Source organism: Corynebacterium sp. MSK008 (assembly GCF_030232585.1).
Taxonomy (GTDB): domain Bacteria; phylum Actinomycetota; class Actinomycetes; order Mycobacteriales; family Mycobacteriaceae; genus Corynebacterium.
On record NZ_JASPJX010000018.1, the window covers coordinates 1 to 24,518 of the forward strand.

Below are 24,518 nucleotides of genomic sequence, written 5' to 3' on the forward strand. Positions count from 1 at the left end.
ATAGACAGGTCGAAGTGCCGCAGTGTCTCCATGGATGCTGCGGCCATCGCCTCGATAAACGCGTCGAACGGGTTCATGCCACGAACACTAAAACAAGCGCAACCCCACACAACCCCCGAACCGAAATCTGTGGATAACTCGCCACTCCAGCACCAAAGTTGTCCACAGCCGACCCCACCCGGGAACCGCGGCGCTACAACCGCAGTCTGCCGGTCAGCGCCCGGGAGAGCGTGAGCTCGTCGACAAACTCCAAGTCCCCGCCCAACGGCATCCCGGAGGCCAGCCTGGAAATGGTCAGATCCGGAAAATCCTTCAAAAGCCGCACCAGGTACGACGCGGTCGCCTCGCCTTCGGTGTCGGGGTCGGTGGCCAAAATGACCTCGCTCACCGCCGGCGCCTCGGCGCCGTCCAGGTCCGGCAGCACCCCGCCGATACGTTGCAACAGCGGCGCAATCGCCAGATCCTTCGGCCCCACGTTCGCCAGCGGGTCGAGCGCCCCGCCGAGCACGTGGTAGCGGCCGGAGTATTCGCCGGTGCGCTCGATGACCTGGATGTCTTTCGCGTCTTCCACCACGCACACGAGCGCCTTGTCGCGGCCGGAGTCGGCGCAGATGCGGCATACGTCCTCGCGCGAAACGTTGTTGCAGATGCGGCAGAATGTCACCCCGTCGCGCACGGCGGCCAGCGCGGCGCGCAGCCTATCGACGTCCTCCGGTTCCTCCTTCAACAAGTGAAACGCGATCCGTTGCGCGGATTTCGGTCCGACACCGGGGAGGCGCGATAGCTCGTCGATAAGGTCCTGCAGTGGTCCTTCGAACACGGTTTCCTTTCAGCAAAGAAAAAGCGCCCGGCCGCACAACGGGCCGGACGCGGGAGGCGCAGGTTAGATGATGCCGCCGAACGGGATTTCGCCCGGGCCTGCCTGCGGGGCCTGGCCACCGCCCGTCGCGCCGCCGGTCAGCGGGGCGATCTTCTCCTCGGCGAGCTTGCCGGCCTGGTTGTGGGCGTCGCGGTACGCGGCGAGGATGAGGTCCTGCAGCGACTCGATGTCGTCGGCGTCGACGGCCTCCGGCTTGATGGTGATGTCGGTGATCTCGGCGCCGCCGGTCATGGTGACGGTGACGAGTTCGCCGCCGGCGGTGCCGGTGACCTCGGTCTGCAGCAGTTCCATCTGCGCCTGCTGGAGGGCGGCCTGCACCTCGGCGGCCTGGCGGATGAGTTCCTGCATGTCTTGCGGCTGGGTCATGGTTTATCCCCTTTCGTTCGCTAATAGTTCTCGGGCCAGTCTACAACGGCTTCGCGCCGAGCTCGGCGGCGAGCAGGTCCATCGCCACTTCGGTGGCGTCGCGCCGGTCGGCGCTGCCGGCTTCGTCGCGGGCCTGGTCGGCCATGTCGCGTTCTTCGTCTTCGCGGGTGTACTCGGGCACATTGCCTATCGACGCCTCCGGCACCCCCTCGTCATAGTCATACGGCTCCGGCGGCGGCGGGATCTCGTCGCGTTCGCGCTTGGCTTTCTCGGCGGCTTTTTGGCTGGCGGCGAATGCTGCGCTGCGCCAGTCGTCTTCGCGCTTGGCGGGCGTTGGCTGCGCTGGTGCCTTCGGTGCCTGCTTCGGCGCGGCGGCGGGTCCGCCGATCTGCGCGGGCGCGTCCCAGCCGCCGGCCGGGGCGGGGTCATCGGAGTCGGCGCTGTCGTCGGACGTGGCGCCGTCACCACCGGCGGAGTCAGTCTCCTCGCCGGGGTTCCACACCTCGCGCTTGGCGGGGCGGCGCAGGTTCGCGGTCGCCGGGTCGGTGCCGATAACGCATCGCACCTGGATCTTCGCCCCGAGCTTCTCGGAGAGCACTGTGGCGATGTCGGTGTTGTTCTTCTCGGCGTTGATGCGCTCGGCAAGCGCGCCGGTGTGGTGGCCGACCACGAGCACGTCGCCGTCGAAGCCGAGGGGTTTGGCCTCGGTGAGCATGATCTCGGCGACCTTGTTGCGCTCGCCGACGGACTGTCGCAGCCGCGTCCAGTCCTTCTCGATGCGCTCGAACAGCTCATCCGTGTCCGGCTGCGGCTCAGGTTTGGGCTCAGGCTGCTCCGACTGTGCCGGTGCAGGCTGCTCCTGCTGGCGGTTGCGCGACCCACTCGCGGCCGCGGCGGCTGCGGCGGCCGCCGCGGCTGCGCCCCCGCCCCCGCCCGCCTGGACAGGACTCGGCGGCTGAGCTGGCTGAGCTTGCTGCGCCTGTTGCGCCTGCTGCGCAGGCTGGGCCTGGCCCGGGTCGGCGGGTGCGGGCAGCTCGGCCCCGCCGGCCGGCTGCAGGGTCAGCAGGTGGGCGGCCATGATCTCCAGCAGCAGGCGCGGGGAGGTCGCGCCGCGCAGGCTCGCGATGCGGTCGTTGACCTCGGACGCCAACAAAGCCAGGTGTTGCGGGGAAAACTGGTGGGCCTCTTGGGTGAGGATGTCAGCGCGGTCCGAAGGTGCATCGACAAGCCCTTGCCCAAAGGCGTCCGGGACGGTGCGGATCAGCAGTAGGTCGCGCATGCGGTCGAGCAGGTCGAGGGCGAAGCGGCGGGGCTCGTGGCCGGACTCGATGACCTGGTCGATGGTGCGGTACATCGCGGCTGCGTCGCGGTCGGCGAGGGCGTCGACGGCGGCGTCGAGAAGCGTCAGGTCCGTCACGCCGAGCAACGGCAGCGCCAGCTCGTAGGTCAGGCCGTCCTCGCCGGCGCCGGAGAGCATCTGGTCCAGGATCGACAGGGTGTCGCGCGGCGAACCGCCGCCGGCGCGGATGACCAGCGGGTAGACGTTCTCGTCGACGTGGACGCCTTCCTCCTCCACCACGTGCTGCACCAGCTCGCGCATCGCCTGCGGCGCCAGCAGCCTAAACGGGTAGTTGTGGGTGCGCGAACGGATGGTGCCCAGCATCTTCTCCGGCTCGGTGGTGGCGAAGATGAAAATCAGGTGGGCTGGCGGCTCCTCCACGATCTTCAGCAGGGCGTTGTTGCCCTCTTTCGTGATCATGTGGGCCTCGTCGATGATGAAGACGCGGTAGCGCGACTCCGCCGGCGCGAACAGCGCCCGTTCGCGCAGCTCGCGCATGTCCTCCACGCCGCCGTGGGAGGCGGCATCAAGCTCCATCACGTCTAGGTTGCCGGACCCGCCCGGCGCGAGAGCGACACAGGATTCGCACACGCCGCACGGGGTGGAGGTAGGCCCCTCGGCGCAGTTCAGCGAACGCGCCAGGATGCGTGCCGAGGATGTCTTTCCGCAACCGCGCGGGCCGGAAAAGAGGTAGGCGTGCGAGATCCGCCCGTTGTCCAGGGCGGTCGAAAGTGGGCGGGTCACCTGCTCCTGGCCGATGACCTCGCCGAACGTTGCGGGGCGGTATTTCCTGTACAGAGCCACGCGGGCAAGTCTAGCCCGCCTGTGCCTCCGCAGCTTCCACGCAGGCGAGCAGCACGCAGGTGGCCACGCCGTCCATGGCGGTGCGCACCTCGTCGAGAGGCGGCAGCGACGGCGCAAGCCTGATGTTCTGGTCCTTTTCGTCCACGCCACCAGGGAAGGATGCGCCGGCCTTGGTCAGGGTGATGCCGGCGTCCTTGGCCAGCTCCCACACGCGGGTGGCGGAGCCGTCCAGCACGTCGAGGGAGATGAAGTAGCCGCCTTCCGGCTCGGTCCACTGCGCCACCCCAAACTCGTCGAGGCGGCTCTCGAGGATCCCGATGACGGCCTCGAACTTCGGCGCCAGTGAGTTGGCGTGCTGTTTCATGAGCGTGTGCAACCCTTGGGCGTCGCCAAGCAAACGCGCATGTGCAAGCTGGTTGACTTTGTTGGGGCCGATGCCGCGGATGGAGGCGTGGGAGGCGTACCACTGAAGGTTCGCCTTCGAGGAGGCGAAGAATGCCACGCCGGAGCCGGCGAGGGTGATTTTGGAGGTGGACGACATGTACCAGAAGCGGTTCGGGTTGCCGTGCTTTTCCGCCAGCGCGATCACGTCGGGGTTGTCCGGCAGCGCGCCGGTAAGCGTGTGGATGGCGTAGGCGTTGTCCCAGATGATGCGGAAGTCTTCGGCCGCGGTTTCCATCGCGGCAAGCTTCTCGACGACCTCCGGCGCGAACGTCACCCCCGTCGGGTTTCCGTAAATCGGCACCGTCCACATGCCCTTGACCTGCGGGTCTTTCACCAGTTCCTCGACGGCGTCCATGTCCGGGCCGGTCGGGGTCATGGGCACCTGGACCATCTCGAAGCCGAAGTGCTCGGTGATGGCGAAGTGGCGGTCGTATCCCGGGACAGGGCAGATCCACTTGACGCGCTCCTCGTCCTTCCACGGGCGCGGCGAGTCGTTGGTGCCCCAGATATACGCCCAGGAGATCAGGTCGAACATGATGTTCAGGCTGGAAGAGTCGCCGGCGATGAGGTTGTCCGGGTCGATGCCCAGGGCCTCGGCCCACAGTTCGCGGATGTCGGGGATGCCGGTCAGGCCCCCGTAGTTGCGCACGTCCGCGCCGGTGTTGTCGGTGTAATCGCCCTCCCCCGGCAGGGAGAGCAGAGCGTTGGAGAAGCCGAGCTGTTCGCTCGACGGCTTGCCGCGGGTGAGGTCCAGGTTGAGGTTGCGGGCCTTGAGCTCGTCATACTGCTGACGGGTGCGCTGGGCCAGCTCGGAGAACTGTGCGGGATCGAGATCCGAAAGAGACATGGGTTACATCGTACAGCGCAATAAAAGGGGACCCCACGCACCTGCCAGAGCTCGCTGACCCTTGCTGCGTTCCCGCCCTGGGGGAGTTCACAAGATAACACCGCGTGGGATCCTGCCCGATACTGTAGCCATGTTGCCCCTCCAGAAACAAGCCAAGGACGCATAAGCCGGATGCGCTGCGGTTTTGGCCTTGGGCGCCGGGTGGTCTAATATATCGCAAGACGCTTTCGAGTGTCGCTGGAGGATTCGACTAGCGGCCTATGTCACACGCCTGGAACGCGTGCGGGTTTCACGACCCTCGTGGGTTCAAATCCCACATCCTCCGCAAAATCCGAAGCCGGCACCCCGCGGGGTGCCGGCTTCAACGCATATACTCGCGTGGCATGATCGACGAACGCCTTTTTGAAGCCATCAACCAGCAGGTCACCGAGGAGTACGCGGCGGCCTACATCTACCGCCACCTGGCCAACGAGATGGACGCGCTGTCCTTCCCCGGCCTCTGCGAGTGGTTCACCGCCCAGGCCGCCGAGGAGTGCGAGCACGCGCAGAAGTTCGCGCAGCACCTGATTGACCGCGGAGCGCGGGTTGTGCCCCACACCATCGAGATCGACGCGCCGGCAATCACCGGCCCGCTCGACGCGTTCGAGGCCGCGCTCGAGCACGAGAAGAAGGTCTCGGAGCAGATCCGCACCATCACCCGCCTGGCGGACGAGGTGGGCGATCTGGAGTCCCGCCCGCTGCTCAACTGGTTCCTCAACGAGCAGATTGAAGAAGAGGCCACTGTGGGCGAGATCGTGGACCAGCTCGAGCTCGTCGGCGCGGACGGCTCGGGGCTTTTGCGTATCGACGCCCGCCTGGCCGGCCGCCCTACCCCCACCCCTGAAGCGCAGTAAGTAAACTCCGCGCGAACTTCCGGCGAATTCCCAGCCACATCGCCCTCCCCCGGTAGCGGACCGGCCGCACACGCTCCACACTGTGGGGCGTGTACGGGTGTGAGCGGAGGCAACCGGAGGGCGTCGATAGGCAAAAGCGCCTGTCTCGACGCGGTTTTCTGCGCACCGCCGCTGTGGCGACGTCGGCGGCGGGTGCGGCGGTGGCGGTGCCGAGTGCGCAGTCGCAGAGCACGCTGCCCGCCAAGCCGGTGCCTGTGGAGATGGAGCTTGCGCCGCTGCCGTTCGTGCACGGCGTGGCCTCCGGCGACCCGCTGCCGGACGCTGTGGTGATCTGGACGCGCATCACCCCCGACGAACACGCGATGCCCGGCTCCGGCGGCGGCGCCAACACCCGGGTGCGCTGGCGGGTCGCCCGCGACGCGCAGCTTCGCGACGTCGTCGCCGAAGGCGAGACCGAAAGCCGCGTGGAGCGCGACCACACCATCCACGTCGACGTGTCCGGCCTGGAACCGGACACCGTCTACTACTACGCGTTCACCGTGGCCAACGGCCCGCACGAGGGCGCCGCTTCCCCGCTCGGCCGCACCAAAACCGCGCCCACTGGCCACGTGGACCGGCAGCGCTGGGCCGTCGCCTCCTGCGCCAACTGGGAATCCGGCTTCTTCACCGCCTACCAGGACATGGCCGCCCGCGCCTGGGCGGGCGAGCTGGACCTGACCGTGTTCCTCGGCGACTACATCTACGAATACGCCCAGTACGAATACGCCGGCTACGGGCCCGTGCGCCTGCACCAACCCGCCCACGAAATTGTCGCCCTGGCGGACTACCGCACCCGCTACGGCCGCTACCGCACCGACCCGCACCTGCGCGACGCCCACGCCGCCATGCCGTGGGTGGTGGTGTGGGACGACCACGAAATCGCCAACAACAATTGGCGCGACGGCGCCGACAACCACAACGCGGACGAGGGCGACTTCCACACCCGCCGCGACGCCGCCATGCGCGCCTACTACGAGTGGATGCCGGTGCGCCTGACCGAAACCTCCGACGAGGGCCACATCTACCGCTCCCTGCGTTTTGGCGACCTGGTTGAGCTGACCATCATGGACCTGCGCACCTACCGCGACAAAGAATTCTGGCGCGGCGGCGCGCGCCAAACCGGTGATGCGCGCACGATGCTCGGCTCCGAGCAGTACGACTGGCTCATCGACACCCTCGAACGCTCCATCACGACGTGGAACGCGCTGGGCAACTCCGTGATGTTCTCCCCGCTGCACATCGGCGCGGCGTTTAACCACGCGGCCACGCGTCCCGTCGCTAAGTCCCTCAGCGCGAACATCGTGCCGGCGCAGGCGCCGATTCCCGAGCTCAACGACATGCCACTCAACGGCGACCAGTGGGACGGCTACGACTTCGAGCGCCGCCGCCTGATCAACACCCTGGGCCGTTTGGGCAAGCAGCCGATCTTCCTCACCGGCGACATCCACTCCGAGTGGGCGCACACGATCACCCACGGCGGTGAGGAGATCGGCTGCGAGATCGTTTGCTCTTCCATCACCGCCCCGAACGTGGCGGAGTCGACGAAGATCCGCGCCGGCCACCCCGTCTTCGGCGCGGCGTGCGGCTACCTGCGCGCCGCGAACCCCAGCCTGCACCACGTGGCGCTGGACACGCACGGCTATACGGTTGTGGACATCACGCCCGAGCAGGTGGACGCGCAGTGGCTTCGCGTCCACAACATCTTGGACCCGGCCTCGCCGGTCTCCCCCGGCGCGTCACTGACGTGGCGCAAGGGCGAGGGCTTCGGGCAATAGCTTATCGACGAAAAACCATCCGCCCCCGTTGCATCAACGGGGGCGGCTGGGCGTTCTAGCGGTGGGAGTTACTTCTCCTCAGCCGGCTTCTCCTCCTTGGAGGAACCCTCAGCGTCCTTGTTCGAGGACGAACCTTCCGCGTTGGTGGAGGACGCCGCCCACTCCGGCAGCTCGCCGTCCTTGCACAGCGCGGCCAGGACGCCCAGGCCTGCTGCGAGGCCGGCCAGGGACAGGCCGATTGCGGCGGCCTGGGTGACCTGCGGGCCGAACTGCGCCTGGATGCGGCCAGCCTCAGCCTGCAGCTGAGTCATCCACTCCGGCTGCGGGCGGCGGTTGGTGTTGCCGCCGATGCCGAACTGCTCGAGCGGATTAGGAATGTTCATCTGCGCCGACACGTTCGCGGCAGCCTTGCCCAGCTCCTGGCCGAGCGGGCCAGCCAGCGGAGCGCCGATGGCGATGAGCAGGCCCACCGGGACCAGCCACAGCAGCGGGTTGGACTCGGACGACATGTTGGCGAAGCACTTCTGCAGGTTCTCGGAGGAACCCTGCTCGGTCACGGCCTGCTTGACCTCGACCAGCACCTTGACCTCGCCGGAGCCGTCCTTGCCCGTGAAGACGATCTCGTAGACACCCGGCTTGGTGCCCTCCGGCACCTCGATGGTGAAGGAGTTGTCGCCGCGCTCGACGATGGTCCAGCCCTCAGGCAGCTTCGGGTCGCTGCCCTTGTCCGCGTCCTTCGGCACGAAGATCACCAACGGATCCTTCTGGCCCGGGACGAACGGGATGGTGCCCTCGGAGGTCTCGCCGACCTCGACCGGGATCTCCTGGGTCTCCTTGTTGCCGCTCGGGAAGGTGATCTCCACCGGGACCTCGATCTTCGTGCCCGGGGTGGCGTCCTTCGGCGCAGTGATGGTGATGTCGCCGGTCTTCGGGTCGACGGTGATGTTCCAGCCGTCCGGGACCTTGTAACCGTCCGGGATCTTGTAGGTCGGGTCGCCGTCGCCGCTGACCTTCGGAGTCACCTCCTTGGGCTCGCCCGGGATGACGATGATCGTCGGCCCCTTCTTGTCCGGGTTCTCCGGGGTCTCCGGGGTCTCCGGGGTCTCGGTGCCCGGGGAGGTCTCCCGGTCCTTCACCGTGATCCCGGCCGGGACGGTGTCGGTCTTGCCGGACGGGTAGGTGACCGTGACGTCGATGGTCTTCTTGTCGCCGTCCTTGGCGGTCTCCGGGACCTTGACGGTGATCTCGCCGGTGTTCGGGTCGATCTTCGGATCCCACTCGCCCAGGTCCTGATCCGGGGTGATCTCAAAGGTGGAGTCGGCCGGGACGTTGTCCTTGCCCGGGGTCAGGGTCACATCGTCGCCCGGGGTCTTCTCCACCGCCGGGTAGTCCGGTGTGCCGTGGACGATGACCTTCGCCGGGACGGTGTCCGGTTTGTCAGAGTTCGGGTCGGTGACGTTGACCAGGATTTCCTTTTCGTCGCCAGGCTTGGCGCCCTCCGGGATGGTGACGGTGATCTTGCCGGTGTTCGGGTCGATCTCCGGCTTCCAGTCGCCCAGGTCCTGATCCGGTGCGATTTCGAAGGTGGAGCCGTCGACGACGTCGCCGGTCTGCGGCAGCTCGACCTTCTCGCCCGGCTTGTCGGTGACCTCGCCGTAGCCCGGGTCGTTGAGCACGATGACCTTGGCCGGGACCTTTGTGTCGGTGGAGCCGTCCGGGTACTTCACGTCGACCAGGATGGTCTTTTCGTCGCCCGGGTTCGCGGACTTCGGGATGGTAACGGTGATCTCGCCGGTGTTCGGGTCAACCTGCGGCTTCCACTCGCCCAGGTCCTGGTCTTCGGTGATGGTGAAGGTGGAGCCCTTCGGCAGCTTCTCGGTCTGGGTCAGGGTGACCTCGGTGCCGCGCTTGCCCGTCTCCTCGCCGTAGCCCGGGGTGGTCACGGTTGCCTGGAAGTCCGTCACCTTCACAACGGGCTTGAGCGTATCGACGGAACCATCCGGGTACGCCACCTCAACAGTGAACTCAGCGGTGTCGCCGCCCTTGGCGCCCTTCGGTGCGGTGACCTTGAGAGTGCCGTCCTTGGCTGGCTCGGCGGTCCAGCCCTCCGGGGCGTTGGTGACGGTGTAGGTGGCATCCACGGCCTTGCCGCGCACGTCGCCCGGCTGGGTCTTCAGCGCGACGTTGACGGTCTTGCCCGGCTTCACGGTGGCCGGGGATTTGTACTCCGGCGCGAACTTCTGCACCGGGACCTCGCCGGTGAACTCCGGAGAATCCTGGGTCACGCGGCCGAGGTTGTCCACCACGCGAAGCACCTGCGGCGAGTTGTATGCCTCGAACTTGGAGTGCTTGGTCTCCTCGCGCGGCTGGGCGAGCAGCTGCACATCGACCTTGGCCGGCTTGTCGTTATCCACGCCACCGGTCGCGTTCTTCGGCAGGGTGACGTAGACCTTGCCGTCGGCGTCGACACGCACCTTCGCGTCGGCGACAGCCTTGCCGCCCACGGTGACGTTGCCGGTCAGACGCTCGAAGTCGTTCTCGGCGTTGGCGACGGTGATGCCGGTGTCGTACTCGTTGCCGTCGGCGATGATCGCCTTGGACTTGGTGGACGACGCGGTAATGGGCAGGCAGTTATCCGTCTCAATCGGCCACGGCGCAACCTCAACGCTGGCCCAAGAGTTCACACGGGTGACCGACTGTCCGGAGGAGGTGGGCTGGTTGATCTTCCACGCCCACGTCTGCTTATCAAGGGAATTGTTCAGACCGAGCTTCGCGGATGCTTCCTGCTTCTCGCCCGGCTTCAGCGAGAAGCTGCCGTTATTCACCGGGACAATGTCGGTGACATTGAGGTTGACTTTCTTGTCCTTGAGTTCCGCATCGAACGCGAGCGCGCCCGACTGCTGCTCTTTCACCGTGAACGACTGCGTGACGTCCTTGGTTGCATTGTTTGTGATCTCGGCTTTCGCCTCGGCCCGCTCGAAGATGCGTTCACTTTCGCGATCCAGAGTCACCCATGCCAGGTACTCGGTGTTGGCCTCGTTGAGCGCGATACCGGCGGCGACGCCATTCTGGGTCGCTTTCCTGGCTTCGCCCGGCTGGGAGGTGGAAACGTTGTCCTCCATGACGATCTTGCAGTCATCCTGCGACGGGTTGCCGAGCACACCCGGCGGGCTGACAAATTCTTCCGGCAGCGCAGTCGCCTGCGGCGCCACGATGGCGGAGGTGCCGAGAGCCAGCGCGACGGCGCTCGCGGCGATCTTCTTCGGGTTCATTAATATCTCCTTTGAGGGCTAACTAAAGGTTGTCGCCCAATATGGAGAACATTCAGGTACCCCGCAACATTTTTTTACATAACTCCCAGGTTATATATCATAAACCCTCAGATTGTTGAGGCGTCCACAACCACGGCTCGCGAGAAAGCCGCGCCGGATCGAAACGTTCAAGTAACTTTTGCACGCTCGAAACCCCAACGTAGCCGAGCGATTCCGCGATTTGCGACACGACACCCTCCACACTGGCCCCACTCAGCATCTCCCGCAACGTCACCGCCCCATCGCGCTTTGCCAATCGACGCCCCTCCGGCCCCACCACGAGCGGAACATGAATATAAAAAGGTTCTGTGAACCCGAGCCGCTCCGCTAAGTACGCCTGTGCGGGAGCTGAGAACAACAGATCGTCCCCGCGCACCACCTGATCCACGCCCTGGTAGCCGTCATCGACCACCACGGCCAGGTTGTACGCCCAGTCCCCCGCCTGCGCCTGGTCGATGCGCCCACCGCGCTTCAGGATCACATCATCCACCGGGCCCGTGTATTCGCCCTGGTAGAAGTCGTGCACCGTCCACTCCCGCACGTGGGCGCGCAGCCTAATTGCCGGGAGGCGGCCGGCGGCGTGGAGCTCGGAGCGTCGAAAAGCTCGCTGCTCTTCTGTGAGATCGCGGCAGGTGCCCGGGTACATCCCGGGCTGAGCGTGGGGCGCGGAGGCTGCCTCCCGAATATCGCGGCGGGTGCAGTAACACTCGTACGTGTCCAAGCGGTTAAGCGCCTCGGCGTACGCGTCGCCGCGATCGTGCTGGTAGATCACGGGCGGATCGAAGTCGAGGCCGAGCATCTGCAGATCCTCGATCTGGCGCTGCGCGGACTCCGCGGACGAGCGCTCCGAGTCAATGTCCTCCACACGCAGGTAGAAGTTGCGGCCAGTCTGGCGCGCGAACAACCACGCCAGCACCGCGGTGCGGAGGTTGCCGAAGTGGAGATCGCCGCTGGGACTCGGGGCGTAGCGGCCGGCGGGAGCTTGAAAATCAGACATGTGTGCCATGATAAAGCGCATGTCACCTCGCGTTTCCCGCTCCCCGTACCCGTACCTGCTCGCCCTGTTCTGCGCAGTGTTTTTGATTTCCAACATCACCGCCCAAAAAGGCGTGGCCCTCGGGCCGCTGATCACCGACGGCGCGTTCTTCCTCTTCCCCATCTCGTATGTCATCGGCGACGTGATCGCCGAGGTCTACGGGTTCAAAGCGGCCCGCCGCGCCGTGTTCACCGGCTTCGGCATCGCCGTCGTTGCGGTCCTGTCCTTCTATATTGCGATCTGGCTGCCCGCAGCCGAGTTTTACGATATGAACGACACCTTCGCCGCAGTCCTCGGCCTCCTGCCACAGATCGTGGCGGCGTCACTAGCGGGGTACGTGGTGGGGCAGCTGCTCAACGCCTGGGTGCTGCAGCGGATGAAAGACCGGTTTGGTGCCGGGAACCTGTGGGCGCGCCTGATCGGCTCCACCATCGTCGGCGAATTCGCGGACACGCTGCTGTTCTGCTCCATCGCCGCCAGCGTCATCGGCATCGACTCCGCCGGGGCGTTTGTGAACTACGTGGTGGTCGGCTTCGTGTGGAAGACCGCCATGGAGGTGCTGCTGCTTCCGGTGACGTACCCGACCATCGCGGCGGTGCGCCGGGCCGAGGAGCGCGTGGCGGCGTAGGGGTGCGTGCCCTCGCTGCCCCCACTCACCCGCCCGCCCACCGACAAACCCTGAGGAGAGGATCCAGAGTATGCGCAGATTTTGCGCATACTAGGGGTCCCTTGCGCAGGGTTTGTGGGCACTGCGACAGTGGCACGCCGCACCTTGAGGGCCGCCCCCTACTTACGCTGACCTGCGTAGTAGCGGCCGAGGAACTCGTCGCGGTAGGCCTCGTAGTCGCCGGCATCGATGGCGGCGCGGATGTTGTCCACGAGCCGGATCATGAACTCCAGGTTGTGCATGGTGCACAGCGTGCCGGCCAAAAACTCCTTGGCTTTGAGCAGGTGGTGGATGTAGGCGCGGGAGTAGTTCTCGGAGACGTAGCCGCCGAACTCCTCGTCCACCCCGGTGAAGTCGCGCTTGAACCGGGCGCCGGCGAGGTTCAGCCGTCCGTCCAGGGTGTACACCCCGCCGCGACGGCCCAGGCGGGTGGGCGCCACGCAGTCGAAGGTGTCGGCGCCGGCTTCGACGGCGGTGAAGATGTCGTCAGGTTCGGAAATGCCCAGAAGGTGCCGGGGCATCGACACGGGCAGCTCGTCGGTGACCCAGCCGACGATGGTGCCCAAGTTTTCTTTCTCCAGCGCGCCGCCGATGCCGAAGCCGCCGAAGCCCCGGCGTCCCTCGTCGCGGGCTTCCTTATCCAGGTCCAGCAAACCCCGCACGGCGGATCGGCGCAGGTCCTCGTATTGGGCACCTTGGACGACGCCCCAGAGGGATTGGAGGGGTTTGCTGGAACGTGCCGTCGTCAGGCGGTCATGCTCGAGCAGGCACCTGCGGGCCCAGCGGCGCGTGCGCTCGACAGAATGTTTCTGGTAGGCGCGGGTGTCCACGAGGGTGGTCAGCTCGTCGAAGGCGAACATGATGTCGGCGCCGAGCTGGTGCTGGATCTGCATCGACACCTCGGGGGTGAAGCGGTGGGACGAGCCGTCGATGACGGATTTGAAGTCCACGCCGTCGTCGTCCACGCGCGCCATGCGGTCTTTGTTTGCGGCGCGGATGTCGGAATCCGTCAGCCCCGCAACATCCATGGCCAGGACTTTCTTGAAACCCACGCCGAGGCTCATCACCTGGAAGCCGCCGGAGTCGGTGTAGGTGGGGCCGTGCCAGTTTTCAAAGGCGGCTACGCCCCCGGCCTCGTCCACGATGTCGGGGCCGGGCTGCAGGTACAGGTGGTACGCGTTGGACAGGATGGCCTGCGCGCCGGTTTGGCGGATCTGCTCCGGGGTGAGCGTTTTCACGGTCGCCTTCGTGGCCACGGGAATGAACGCCGGGGTTTGGATGTCGCCGTGCGGGGTGTGGATCACGCCGGTGCGGCCGTGGCGGCCCGGCGCGGGCTCGAGTTGGGTGTGGGCCTCAAACGTCACGTCGGTCATGCGTGTTCCTTTTCTAGTTCGGTGCCCTCGACGTCCACTTCGGGCAGGAGGCGGTCGAGCCATGTGGGCATCCACCAGGTGGAGCGGCCCAGGATGTACATGGTGGCGGGGACGAGGGCCATGCGGATGAAGAAGGCGTCGAAGAGTACGGCGACGCCGAGGGCGAAGCCGAAGATTTGGATGAACGGTAGCGGCTGGTCCAAGAACGCGATGAACACGGCGATCATGATGATCGCGGCGGCGGTGACCACGCGTGCGCCCTGCGCGAAACCTTCGACGGTGGATTCGTGGACGGCGCGAAGCTTATCGACGTTTCCACGTTGCAGATACGCCTCACGAATGCGAGTGACCAGGAAGACCTGGTAGTCCATGGCCAGGCCAAAGGTCACGCCGATCATGAAGATGGGCAAGAACGACAGGATCGGGCCCGGGGTGTTGACAAGGCCGAAAAGCCCCTCCTGGAACACCAGGACGGTCACGCCGAACGCCGCGCCGACCGAAAGCAAAAAGCCTAAGCCGGCCACAAGCGGCACCACGATGGAGCGGAACACCACCATGAGCAGCACGATGGCCAGGCCCACCACGATGGACAGGTACAGCGGCATCGCGTCGGCGAGTTCCTCGGTGATGTCCATCTGCACCGCGGTGAGACCTGTCAGGCCGATGTCGGTGCCGGTGGCGTCTTCGACCTGGTGGATCACGTCGCGCACGCCGTGGGCGACGGACAGGGTGCGCTGCTCCTCGGGTCCGCCGTCTGGGGTGGCCAGGATCTGCGCGGCGGTGAGGTCGTCGTTGGCGCCGATGAGCTGGGCGTGGGTGATGCCGCCGACGGAACCGACCTCGCCCACGGTGTAGATGAAGCTGGCCATCGCGGCCTTTTCGGCGTCGCCGCCGGCCTCGTCCGGGATGGCGTCCATGTACGGCTGCAGGATTTCCGAGTCCGGGTTGACGCTGTGCGCGTCCACCACCAGCAGCAGCGGGGCGTTCACGCCGGGGCCGAAGCCCTCCGCCATGAGGTCTGCGGACTTGCGCTGGGTGGTGTCCAGGTTGGAGGTGGTGTCAGACGGCAGCGCCATCTCCAGGTTCAGCACCGGGATGCTCAGGGCGCTCAGTCCCAGCACCACCACGGCCATGACCAGTCCGGGGGCCTTTTCCACCAAGCGGACCCAGCGCCGACCCATGGAGTTTTCGTCCAGGTCCTTGCCCGGGCGCTTCCCGGGCCCGGGGTTGCCGGCAAGTCCCGGGATCTTGCCCGCGAACGCCTTCGAGCCCCACAGGCCCAAGAGTGCCGGCACGAGGGTCAGCGCCACCAGCACCGCGATGGCCACGGTGGCGGCGGCCGCCAGGCCCATCCAGGTGAGGAACTCGATGCCCGCCAGCGCCAGCGCCACCAGCGCAGTAAAGACGGTCGTGCCGGCGAAGACCACCGAGGAACCGGCGGTGCCCACCGCCATGCCCGCGGCCTCGTCCGGCGGCAGATCCCGCGCCTCCTGCCGGAAGCGGGAGAGGATGAACAGGGCGTAGTCGATGCCCACGGCCAGGCCGATCATCACCGCCAGCACCGGGGTGACGTTGTTCAGCTCCACCCAGTGGGTGGTCAGCAGCACCAGCAGGGCGCCGATGCCCACGCCCACCACGGCGGAAATCAGCGGGATCACCGACGCGGCGAGCGAGCCGAACGTCACCACCAGCACCACAAACGCCACACCCAGGCCAACCAGCTCGGAGGTGGTCTTCACCGCAATCGGGTCGCCGAAGCCGGCGCCGCCGGCCTCCACCTGCAGCCCGGCGTCGCGGCCCAGCTGCATGGCCTCAGTCACCACGTCGCGGTCCGACTGGTCCACGGACATCGACGACGGGGCATCGAAGTCGAAGGTGGTGTAGGCGATGCGTGCGTCGTCGGAAAGCATCCGCATGTTGTGCGCGTCGGCCTCCGCGCGCTCGGACGGCATGCCCATCTCCGACATCTGATCGATGATCGTGCGTTGCAGCTCCTCGTTGACCTGCACCGGGTTGCCAAAGCGCTGCCCCTCCACGCCCAGGTGATCGCGGATGTAGCCGACGGTGGCATCCATCGCCGCCATGTGCTCCGGGGTGTCCAGCCGCTCCCCCTCCGGCGCGGCGAAGACCAGGTTCACGCTCGGCGCGGTGGCCACGTTGCCCGCGTCGGGGAAGTTCTCCGCCATGGAGTCCAACGCGTCGATGGCCGGTGTGTCCTCGATGGCGAACTCGTCCGTGAACGGCTTCATTAGCGACAGCGCACCAGCGGCCGTCGCCCCGAGCAGCAAAAGCCACGCGACGATCACCCGCCACTTGTGCAGGTACGACCAGCGCCCGAGTTTGTACAGCAGTTTCGCCACGTAAAAGACCCGTTCCTTCCCGCCCGCGGCCCGCGCGAGCGTAACCCGGCCCATCCTAGTGGTAGCCCCATACATGCGAAAAGCCCCCGTTGCCAGGGGCTTGACACTTTGGCGGTAGCGGCGGGATTTGAACCCGCGGAGGTTTTACCCTCACTCGCTTTCGAGGCGAGTACCTTCGGCCGCTCGGACACGCTACCGCCGAACAGATTAACGGCAGCGCTACCGGATAACCAAATTAGCGGTTAGCTTCGTCCTCAGCCTCGTCGCGCTTGTCCTCGACCTTGGCGGCAACCTCGTTGGCCTTGTCCTTGATAGCGTCGCCCGCCTCGGAGAGCTTCTCCTTCGCGGAGCCGACCAGCTGGTCAGCCTTGCCCTCGTTGGTCAGCTTCTCGTTGTCGGTGGCGTTGCCCAGAGCTTCCTTGGCGTTGCCCTTGAGCTGGTCTGCCTTGTCCTCGATACCCATTGTCTTACTCCTTTGTTCGTTGGAATCAGCTAGATGCCCCACTATAGGTACGAACGGCGCGGCGTTGGGTAACGATTCAATTACTCCTCAGTGATTCGAAGAACTCGCTCAGCATCCCGGCAGCTTCTGTCTCCAACACACCCGCGCGCACCTCGGGGGTGTGCAGGTGGCGCGGGTCCCGGATCGCGTCCAGCACACTGCCCACCGCGCCCGTCTTCGGCTCCCACGCGCCGAAGACCAGCGAGGACACCCGCGCACCCAAAATCGCGCCCGCGCACATCGTGCACGGCTCCAGCGTCACCACCAGCTCGCAGCCGTCGAGCCGCCACGTCCCCAACGTCCGCGCGGCGTCGCGGATCGCTTCCACCTCGGCGTGGGCGGTGGGATCGCAGTTCGCTTCTCGACGGTTCACGCCCCTGCCCACCACCTCCCCAGCGGCATCAAACACGACAGCGCCCACCGGCACGTCGGCGGCGGGGGTCTGTTTGGCAGTCTCGAGCGCGACGCGCATGCGCTCCTCGGCGCGGCGCAGGCTAGCCGACAACGTCGTCTAACTCGTCGCCGAACCCGAGTTCGTCGGCGATTGACTGGGCGAGGTCGGCCGGATCCGCGTCGTCGTCAAGCAAAATGCTCATCTGCTCCTCGGACAGGCCAAGATCAGCGAGGATGTCGAAGTCCCCGTCCGCCCACGCGTCCACATTGTCCAACTCATCCGGATCGATGTCCGGGACCTCGGCGCCCGCCTCGTCGAGGATGTCCGCGGCGAAATCGTCGTCCACCGCCATCGTCGCATCCGAGATGAGCACGCGCGTTTGCGACGGCCCCGGGCGCACGATGACCAGATAGTCCTCCTCCACATTGAGCAGCGCAAACGCCGGCCCCTCCGCGCGCAGGTTGCGCACCGCGGTGACGGAGGTGGAAAGGTCCGAAAAGTCGTCGTCGAACTCACGCACACGCCACGCGCCACCGGTGCGCTCGACGGTGACTGCGTACCCGTCCGGGAAATCCTGGCTCATGGTGTCGAAGCGTAGTCCGCGGGCGCTGAGGTGTCACTAGACTGTGTGCGGTGACGACCCATCAACTGCCCCCAGTGTGCATCCTCGGCCTCGGACTCATCGGCGGATCCCTCATGCGCGACCTGCACGCGCGCGGCGAGCGCGTCTACGGCTTCACGCTGCACGGCGCAGGTGCCGCGCGCAGGGACGGCTTCGACGTGTCAGACTCCGTGAAAGAGGTGCTGCGCCGCGCCGAAGACGACGGCGCTCTGGTGGTCGTGGCGGTGCCGATGCGGGCCGTGGCCTCGGTGCTGGACCAGATAGCTGAGTTCGCGCCGTCGTGCGGCATCACCGACGTGGTCAGCGTGAAAAAGCCGGTCTACGACCTGGTGGTCGAGCGCGGCCTGCAGTCCCGCTACGTGGGCGGGCACCCGATGGCCGGCACCGAATTCTCCGGGTGGACCGCCTCCCAGGAAGGGCTGTTCGCCAGCGCCGCGTGGGCCGTGACCTTTGACTATGCCCGCGAGCACCCCGGCGATCCCGCATGGGCCGAGCTGTTCACCGTCGTCTGCCGCATGGCCGCTGTGGTGGGCGCGGAGGCAGTGCCGGTGTCCGTGGACCGCCACGACGAAGCCGTCGCCCGCGTGTCCCACCTGCCGCACGTGATCGCCGAAGCGCTGGCACTGGTCGGCGACCACGGCGGCACCCTGGCGCAGTCCCTGTCCGCCGGGTCCTTCCGCGGCGCCACCCGCGTGGCCAGCACCGACCCGGATCTGGTGCGCAACATGTGCGAAACCAACGCAGAATCCTTAGTGACCGTGCTCGACGAGTTCATCAACCTCCTCCAGGGCGCCCGCGATTCCCTGTCCGGCCCAACCCCGTCGCTGGAAGAGCTGTCCAAGTCCGGCCACCGCGCCCACCTGCGCATGGCGGCGCGCAAGGGGGCGCGCCGCGAGTCCGTCTCACCGGTGGAGATCTCCTCCCGCCCGATCATGCGCGTCCACCCAGGCACCCCGGGTTGGGAGAAGCAGCTGGTGCAGATCGAGTCCGTGGGAGGGCGCGTCGAGGTGTTCTAGTCTGTCGGCTGACGTAGCAACGCAAAAAGCGGCTCCCCTGTGTTGGGGAGCCGCCTTTTGTTCTACGCGGTCTTACTGGTTCTCGCGGCGGCGGCCCAGCGCCAGGTAGGCGCCGCCGATGAGCACGGACAGCACGCCGAGCGCGATGATCGCGCGCATCGGGGTGCCGGTATCCGCGAGATCACCATCGCGCTCGTCGGAGGATGTGGTGCGCGTCGTCGAAGTCGACTTGGCCACCTTGGTGGAGTTGCCGCTGCGGGTGACCACCTTCGCGGACGGGGTCACGCTGGTGGAGCGGCCCGTGGAACGACCCGCGGTCTTGCTGGAGGTGACCTTCGTGCCACCGAACGTGGTCTTGGTGGTCTTGGTGCTCTTCGAGCCACCAGCACCCGCCAGACCACCAACGCCAGCCAGAGCGGCCGCCGGGGCGAGGAAGGACGACGCCACCGGACGCACCTGGTCAATGACCTTGAGCACCTGGTCCGGCTTACTCAGCGTGGACGACGGGGTCGCGTTCGGGTCGCGCGGGAGCACGAGCTCTGCCTCCGTGTCGCCGCGGCGGACGACGATCTCAGTGTTCTTGTAGCCCTTCGGAGCTTCCTTGAGCGTGAGTCGGACGAGCTTGGCGTTTTCCTTCTTCGTCTCGATGTAGATCTTGCCTCGGCCGTTCGCGTCGGTGGAGCCGGCGACTGTGCCGTCCTCACTCTTGAACTCGGCTCCCTCGACGAGTTTGTCGTCTGCAGTCTTGACCAGGACGTCCAACTCGATGAGACCATCGTCATCCTGAGCAGCAGTCTTCGTGGTGGTCGAGGACTGCGTGTTCGTCGGTGCCGCAACGGTGGTGGTCACAGGAGCGGCGTTCTCACCCTCCGGGAGAACGAATTTTACGGACCTGGCGCCTCGCTGGACGACGGCCACGGAGTCGCCCCAGCCTTCCGGCGCCTCAGCGATTGCCAGGTTGAAAGCGTCCTTACCGCGGGAGGCGTCGTCCAGCTTCAGGGAAACCTTGCCCTTGCCGGTCTTGTCGGTGGCGCCGTCGACGGTGCCGTCCGCGCTGACAAAGGTGACGCCCTGCACGGAGCGACCGTCCTCGGTGACGACCTCCACGTCGAGCTCAACAACCTCGGGGTCGCGCTGGCCAACGCTCGGGGCCTGCTTGGACGGGGTCGGTTCCGCGGTGGTGGTCGGGGAAACCGTCGCGGAACTAGCACCAGCAGAGGGATCAGCGGCCGGGGTCTCGCCAGCGGCGGACTCCGGCTTCGCCTCTAGGCCGGCCACGGCCTTGTAGTTCTCCTCGTCGGTGCGGTCGGTCTCCACGTCGACGACCTTGCCGTCCTCGAACTTCACGGCGTTGCCCTCGCCGTCGGCGAAGAAGGTGGCGTCGTCGGCGAGGTAGGCGTACTCGAACGCCGCGACGTCGTCCAGGCTGACACCCTTGGCAATCTCAGCCGGGGCCTCGGTCGCCTTCGCGTCCTTCACGTTCAGGGTGTAGCGCGTCGCCTTGCCGTCCTCGACAGCAAGGGCGACCAGCTCAGCGTCGTTGCCGGTCGGAGCCCACGCAAGCTCGGGCAGGTCGCGCACGCCTTCGACGGGCTTCTTCACAAATTCGAGGTTTTCCGGCTTGCTCTTCGGACCGGTTTCGTCGTCGGCGAGGCCCTTGGTGTAGACAGTCGCGCCGTCGAAAAGCACCAGCGTGCCGTCCTGAGTAAAGGCAGCGGAGGTGATCCCCTCAGCATCGATGCCAGAGATCTCGCCGAGGTCCTTCAGGTTGCCGGTCTGCGGGTGAATGCGCAGCAGGTGTCCCTCGTTGGACACGGCGTAGAGACGGCCGTTGGCCGGGTTGCTTGCGACCGCGCTGTAGGTGTGGTTGTCGGAGGTGTACTGCACACCCGAGGTGCCGGAGCCGGCGGCGGTGGCCGAAACGATCAGGGACGCGAAGCCCTTGAGGATCTCAGCCCACTCCTGCACCGGATCCGCCGTGGTCGTGGGGGCCGCCTTGCTTGTCGACGCTTTCGGGGTCCCCTCAGCCGACTTCACCGACGTCGTTGCCGGGGCGGCGGTGGAAGAGGTTGCCGGGGCGGCGGAGCTGGTGTCCTCCGTGGAGACGACCGGAGCCTTCGACGTGGTGGACTCCGAGGACGGAGACGTGGTTTCCGCCTTCGCAACGGGCACGAGCGTCAGCGTGCCCGCGACTGCAGCGGCGAGCGACAGCCCGGCGATGCGGTTGACCTTGGAGTTTGAAGCCATTATTACCTCTCGAATGTGAAAAAGCGCGCGAAAGCCCAAAAAGCACCTACGAATGTATACGTTTCAGCGCGTCGTCTCAATATTTAAAACCTGGAAATGTGCAGCACCCCGGCCTCGCCGACGCCTATCGACGAGACCGGGGCGCGTTCTAGCACTCAGCCATGGAGCGGGGCCTTAGTTAGCGGCCTCTTCCGGCTGGGTGTCAGCCTCAGCCTCTGCTTCAGCCTCAAGCTTCTTGGAGCTGGAGCCCTCAGAGCTGGAGCCCTCGGAGGAGCTACCGCCCTCCTGCGGCTCGGCCCAACCGAGCTCACAGCTTGCGTAGTACAGGCCGGTGAGCAGACCAGCGATTGCGAGCAGCGCCACGCCGCCAGCAGCTGCCGGGGCAGCCGGGTTGATCTCTGCCAACTGGCGGTTCACGCTGTCGATCTGTGCCTGGATCTCGTTCATCCACTGCGGACGCTCGAAACCAATGTTCACGTCCGGCATGACCTGGCGCACCGCCGCGTTTGCCTGGGCGGCAGCCTGGTTCAGCTCGTCCTCGAACATCACGCCGATGCCACCCATGACGGCACCGAGCAGGCCGAGCGGAACAAGCCACGCAACCGGGTTGGACACGGAGGACGCAGATGCCAGGCACTTACCCAGGGAGCTACCTTCATCCTCGACCTGGCCCTGGGCTCCGTCGCCCTCGGAGAGGCCGGCAGTGCGCGGGGTCTCCAGCTGGAGGTTGATGTACTGCGTGCCCTCCTCGTTCGCGAGTTCTCCAGAGACCTCAAACTCCTTGGACTCGAGGATCGCACCCGGATCGAAGGAGTTGTTCTCCGGATCCTTCGGGTCGACCAGACGCAGCTTGCCCGGGCTGTCAATCTTCACCGAGTACTTGCCGTACGGCGTGCCTTCGAACAGCACGTTGCCGTTCTCATCGGAATCACCGGCGAAGGACGGCGTGCCGTCGGACGGCGCCAGCGAGACCTTCAGGCCGGTCAGGGCCTCGTCCGGATCCTGCTTGCCGTTGCCATTCTCGTCAACCCAAGCAACAACCTGGACGTCGTTGGAATCGATCTCTGCGCCCTCGGAGACCACAACGTGGGCGTTGCCCTTGATGTTGTCCTTCGGGGAGATGATCAGTACGGACGACGGGTCGTCGCCGTAGTCCGGCTCGCCCGCGTAGCTGCCACCGCGACCCGGACGTTCCGGAAGCTCACCGCGAGCCTCAGCAGCGTTGTGGTGCTTCGCGCCCGGCTTGAGGCCTTCCGGCAGCTCAGCAGTGAAGACCACCCGCTCTCCCGGCAGCAGCGTGCCAGTGAAGCCTTCCGGATCCTTGATATCAAGTTCGTAGCACTGGCTGTCCTCAGTCTTTTCAGACGCCTTCACCGGCTTGCACTGATCCTCATCAACGCCGTCCTCGTATACGACGTCGGTGAGTTTGACGTTGACCATCGCGGTGGAACCGGTGTTCTTCACCTCGTAGGTGAAGCCCAGCGGCGAGTTGGCCGCAGCCTTCACCGGCTCATCCTTGTTCGTGGCGTACCGTGCATTGACCTTCTTCGACACAGCACCGCGCAGGAACTTGGTGTACGCGGAATCCGGCAGAGAGCTGACCTTCTCGCCCTTGGAGGTGACACCGCTAGCGGTTGCGACGTTGTTGAAGTCGAACGCGTCCTCCGGCGCCTTCATCTTGGCGCTCCAAACCTTGGAGTCGCCCGGAGCCAGCTCAGACTCGGCGGTCCAACCTTCCGGCATGGTCAACTCAATGTTGCGCTTCTCCAGCTCCGGATCGTCGAACTCGATGTCCTTGATCGGTTCGTCGCCGTCGTTGGTGACGATCAGGGCGTAGAGGAGGTCCTCGCCGTCCTTGACGGTCATCACATCGTCGACAAGCTCGCCGTCCTTGTTCTTTACCTTACCGTTGTTGTCGGCGTCACGGCCCCAAACTCGCTTCTCAAGCTTCAGGGAATTGTTTTGGGTCAGGTGGATCTCCGGCAGCTCAACATCCTCGCCAGCGCGGACCGGCACCTTGATCGGATCAACATCGTTGCCACGACCCGGGGTGAGGATCTCCACTTCGTGGACACCCGGAATGACGTCGTCGATCGCGAAGGAGCCGTCGTCCTCGACCGGGATGACGCGGGAGTTGCCGCGCGGGTCGGTCACCACAACGACGGTGCCCGGCACAGCCTTGCCGTTGCCGTCGTCAACGCGGCCGACGATGGACTGGGTCTTCGGTGCCTCAACCTTGATCTCGACCGGGGTGGACTCGCCGGACTTAACAGTCACCTTGCGGTTGATCTTGTCGCCCTTGACGTCCACATCCGGCCAGCCCTCAGGCAGGGTGACCTCGAGGTCGAAGTCGGCCTTGCCGTCCGGGAAGTACTTGAAATCGATCTGCGGGGTGACAAAGTAGCCGTCCGCGTCGACCTTGATCGGGACCTCGTAGTCGAACTTCTCGCCGGTCTCCGGGTCGGTAACGCCCTTCTTCACCAGCTTGATGTCAGAGCCATTGATAGGACGGTTGGAGTCGTCGACCAACCAGCCGTGGATGGAGCCCGGCTTCGCTGCCGGCTTATTCTTGTCCAGCTCGACCTCCGGCTTGCCCACCTTAATCGGCGGCAGCTTAGAGGTCTCACCCTTCTTCACCGGCACAACCTGCGGCTTCGGATCGTTGAAGCCATCCGGCGCGTCGACGATCACCACGTAATCGCCGTCCTCCGGCACCTCCGGCACCTCGAAGTTGCCGTTCTCGTCGACCTCGATCGGGTCGCCAACCTGGTTACCGTCCTTGTCTTTGACAATCACGGTCGGCGGCTTCGGCTTGCCGTCCTTATCCTTCGACGGCGGCAGCGGCTTGCCGTCCGGGTCGGTGACAGTGCCGATGATGCTCGGGTTCTTCGTCTCCGGCTTGGAGGTCGACGAAGGCGCGGTCGTCGTTGCCGGTGCGGCAGTCTTCGGCGTCGTCGGCTGCGTCGTGGTCGTCTTGGTCGACGTCGTCGGCTGCGTCGTGGTCGTCTTGGTCGACGTCGTCGGCTGCGTCGTGGTCGTCTTGGTCGACGTCGTCGGCTGCGTCGTGGTCGTCTTGGTCGACGTCGGGGTGGAGGACTGAGCAGAGGTAGTGGTCGTCGTCGGCTTCGCTGTCGGAGCCGGAGCGGCCGTTGAAGTCGTCGGCGTCGACTTCGTTGTCGTCACCGTCGCGGCCGGCTGCGAAGTCGGCGTGGATGGCTGGGTCGTGGTCGGCTCCGAGTCATACTTCTTGATATCAAGTTCCGGAAGCTTCTTATCGGTCTCACCAGGCTTAACCACAAACGGCTGATCCTCAACCTTGCTGTACCCCTCCGGCGTCGTCACACGAAGCGTGTAATCACCCGGCTGCACATCAGCCCAGTCAACCTTGCCATCAGCACCAACAGTCGTCGACTCCACAACCTCACCGTTGCCGTCAATCAACTCAACCTTGGTGCCCTCAACCGGCTTCTCGTACTGATCCACCACCACATCAGACACCGAACCATCAAGCGCTTCGATACCAAGATCCGGAAGCTTCTTATCGGTCTCACCAGGCTTAACCACAAACGGCTGATCCTCAACCTTGCTGTACCCCTCCGGCGT

Annotated in this window: 17 protein-coding genes, 2 tRNA genes and 1 other RNA gene; 5 read left to right on the forward strand and 15 right to left on the reverse strand. The window is 65.8% G+C overall.

Translation table 11 applies throughout. The features are described from left to right. Window positions 1-193: 193 nt before the first annotated feature. From recR to ffs, 5 genes are all read right to left on the reverse strand, one after another. Window positions 194-820 (reverse strand): recombination mediator RecR, encoded by a 627-nt coding sequence (gene recR / locus QP996_RS11385; RefSeq protein ID WP_284872739.1) that lies wholly within the window; start codon window positions 818-820, stop codon window positions 194-196. A gap of 63 nt (window positions 821-883) precedes the next feature. Beyond that, the gene (locus QP996_RS11390; protein WP_284872740.1) at window positions 884-1,246 is read right to left on the reverse strand and encodes a YbaB/EbfC family nucleoid-associated protein; all 363 of its coding nucleotides are present in this window, start codon (window positions 1,244-1,246) and stop codon (window positions 884-886) included. Window positions 1,247-1,286: 40 nt separating this feature from the next. Further along, on the reverse strand, window positions 1,287-3,389 hold the full coding sequence (locus QP996_RS11395) for a DNA polymerase III subunit gamma and tau (protein WP_284872741.1): 2,103 nt from the start codon (window positions 3,387-3,389) through the stop codon (window positions 1,287-1,289). A 10-nt stretch (window positions 3,390-3,399) separates the two neighbouring features. Next, window positions 3,400-4,680 (reverse strand): aspartate aminotransferase type Ic, encoded by a 1,281-nt coding sequence (locus tag QP996_RS11400; RefSeq protein WP_284872742.1) that lies wholly within the window; start codon window positions 4,678-4,680, stop codon window positions 3,400-3,402. Window positions 4,681-4,699: 19 nt separating this feature from the next. Beyond that, window positions 4,700-4,797, reverse strand: an RNA gene (ffs, locus tag QP996_RS11405) — signal recognition particle sRNA small type. Between the two features lie 122 nt (window positions 4,798-4,919). On the opposite strand from ffs, the gene QP996_RS11410 reads away from it, so the two are divergent. The 3 genes from QP996_RS11410 to QP996_RS11420 all read left to right on the forward strand — a co-directional run bounded on the left by QP996_RS11410 (window position 4,920) and on the right by QP996_RS11420 (window position 7,387). Then, a tRNA-Ser gene (locus tag QP996_RS11410) sits at window positions 4,920-5,005 on the forward strand. Between the two features lie 58 nt (window positions 5,006-5,063). Continuing rightward, window positions 5,064-5,573, forward strand: a complete 510-nt coding sequence (locus QP996_RS11415) for a ferritin (RefSeq protein WP_284872743.1) — start codon at window positions 5,064-5,066, stop codon at window positions 5,571-5,573. Window positions 5,574-5,662: 89 nt separating this feature from the next. Then, window positions 5,663-7,387, forward strand: coding sequence for an alkaline phosphatase D family protein (locus tag QP996_RS11420; protein ID WP_284872744.1), 1,725 nt, complete (start codon window positions 5,663-5,665; stop codon window positions 7,385-7,387). Between the two features lie 68 nt (window positions 7,388-7,455). Here QP996_RS11420 and QP996_RS11425 read toward each other — a convergent pair whose 3' ends face one another. Both QP996_RS11425 and gluQRS read right to left on the reverse strand, forming a co-directional pair. After that, complete coding sequence (locus tag QP996_RS11425) at window positions 7,456-10,659, reverse strand: YPDG domain-containing protein (RefSeq protein ID WP_284872745.1); 3,204 nt, start codon at window positions 10,657-10,659, stop codon at window positions 7,456-7,458. A 97-nt stretch (window positions 10,660-10,756) separates the two neighbouring features. Further along, complete coding sequence (gene gluQRS / locus QP996_RS11430; RefSeq protein WP_284872746.1) at window positions 10,757-11,695, reverse strand: tRNA glutamyl-Q(34) synthetase GluQRS; 939 nt, start codon at window positions 11,693-11,695, stop codon at window positions 10,757-10,759. Window positions 11,696-11,714: 19 nt separating this feature from the next. On the opposite strand from gluQRS, the gene QP996_RS11435 reads away from it, so the two are divergent. Continuing rightward, the gene (locus tag QP996_RS11435) at window positions 11,715-12,362 is read left to right on the forward strand and encodes a queuosine precursor transporter (RefSeq protein ID WP_284872747.1); all 648 of its coding nucleotides are present in this window, start codon (window positions 11,715-11,717) and stop codon (window positions 12,360-12,362) included. A 158-nt stretch (window positions 12,363-12,520) separates the two neighbouring features. Here QP996_RS11435 and tgt read toward each other — a convergent pair whose 3' ends face one another. The 6 genes from tgt to QP996_RS11465 all read right to left on the reverse strand — a co-directional run bounded on the left by tgt (window position 12,521) and on the right by QP996_RS11465 (window position 17,613). After that, the gene (gene tgt / locus QP996_RS11440) at window positions 12,521-13,774 is read right to left on the reverse strand and encodes a tRNA guanosine(34) transglycosylase Tgt (protein ID WP_284872748.1); all 1,254 of its coding nucleotides are present in this window, start codon (window positions 13,772-13,774) and stop codon (window positions 12,521-12,523) included. Beyond that, complete coding sequence (locus QP996_RS11445; RefSeq protein ID WP_284872750.1) at window positions 13,771-16,134, reverse strand: MMPL family transporter; 2,364 nt, start codon at window positions 16,132-16,134, stop codon at window positions 13,771-13,773. The genes tgt and QP996_RS11445 overlap by 4 nt, the downstream gene beginning before the upstream one ends. A 109-nt stretch (window positions 16,135-16,243) precedes the next feature. Then, window positions 16,244-16,331: transfer RNA gene (locus QP996_RS11450), tRNA-Ser, on the reverse strand. A 38-nt stretch (window positions 16,332-16,369) separates the two neighbouring features. Next, on the reverse strand, window positions 16,370-16,597 hold the full coding sequence (locus QP996_RS11455; RefSeq protein ID WP_284872751.1) for a CsbD family protein: 228 nt from the start codon (window positions 16,595-16,597) through the stop codon (window positions 16,370-16,372). A gap of 76 nt (window positions 16,598-16,673) precedes the next feature. Continuing rightward, a complete protein-coding gene (locus QP996_RS11460) occupies window positions 16,674-17,108 on the reverse strand; it encodes a nucleoside deaminase (protein ID WP_350309521.1) in 435 nt (144 codons plus the stop codon). A 22-nt stretch (window positions 17,109-17,130) separates the two neighbouring features. After that, a complete protein-coding gene (locus QP996_RS11465; protein WP_284872754.1) occupies window positions 17,131-17,613 on the reverse strand; it encodes a tRNA adenosine deaminase-associated protein in 483 nt (160 codons plus the stop codon). A gap of 50 nt (window positions 17,614-17,663) precedes the next feature. Between QP996_RS11465 and QP996_RS11470 the strand changes: the two genes are divergently transcribed. Further along, window positions 17,664-18,668, forward strand: coding sequence for a prephenate dehydrogenase (locus QP996_RS11470; RefSeq protein ID WP_284872756.1), 1,005 nt, complete (start codon window positions 17,664-17,666; stop codon window positions 18,666-18,668). 72 nt (window positions 18,669-18,740) lie between these two features. Here the strand turns inward: QP996_RS11470 and QP996_RS11475 are convergent, their stop codons facing one another. Together QP996_RS11475 and QP996_RS11480 are read right to left on the reverse strand one after the other, a co-directional pair. Next, complete coding sequence (locus QP996_RS11475; RefSeq protein ID WP_284872757.1) at window positions 18,741-20,915, reverse strand: hypothetical protein; 2,175 nt, start codon at window positions 20,913-20,915, stop codon at window positions 18,741-18,743. A 174-nt stretch (window positions 20,916-21,089) separates the two neighbouring features. Further along, the coding region (locus QP996_RS11480) for a carboxypeptidase regulatory-like domain-containing protein (protein ID WP_284872758.1) at window positions 21,090-24,518 on the reverse strand (3,429 nt) is incomplete at its 5' end.

Coding starts and splice junctions, on each gene's coding strand:
- QP996_RS11475 (WP_284872757.1), bottom strand. CDS start 20,915: ATGGCTTCAAACTCCAAGGTCAACCGCATCGCCGGGCTGTCGCTCGCC.
- QP996_RS11400 (WP_284872742.1), bottom strand. CDS start 4,680: ATGTCTCTTTCGGATCTCGATCCCGCACAGTTCTCCGAGCTGGCCCAG.
- gluQRS (WP_284872746.1), bottom strand. CDS start 11,695: ATGTCTGATTTTCAAGCTCCCGCCGGCCGCTACGCCCCGAGTCCCAGC.
- QP996_RS11455 (WP_284872751.1), bottom strand. CDS start 16,597: ATGGGTATCGAGGACAAGGCAGACCAGCTCAAGGGCAACGCCAAGGAA.
- QP996_RS11425 (WP_284872745.1), bottom strand. CDS start 10,659: ATGAACCCGAAGAAGATCGCCGCGAGCGCCGTCGCGCTGGCTCTCGGC.
- tgt (WP_284872748.1), bottom strand. CDS start 13,774: ATGACCGACGTGACGTTTGAGGCCCACACCCAACTCGAGCCCGCGCCG.
- QP996_RS11415 (WP_284872743.1), top strand. CDS start 5,064: ATGATCGACGAACGCCTTTTTGAAGCCATCAACCAGCAGGTCACCGAG.
- QP996_RS11460 (WP_350309521.1), bottom strand. CDS start 17,108: ATGCGCGTCGCGCTCGAGACTGCCAAACAGACCCCCGCCGCCGACGTG.
- QP996_RS11435 (WP_284872747.1), top strand. CDS start 11,715: ATGTCACCTCGCGTTTCCCGCTCCCCGTACCCGTACCTGCTCGCCCTG.
- QP996_RS11390 (WP_284872740.1), bottom strand. CDS start 1,246: ATGACCCAGCCGCAAGACATGCAGGAACTCATCCGCCAGGCCGCCGAG.
- QP996_RS11465 (WP_284872754.1), bottom strand. CDS start 17,613: ATGAGCCAGGATTTCCCGGACGGGTACGCAGTCACCGTCGAGCGCACC.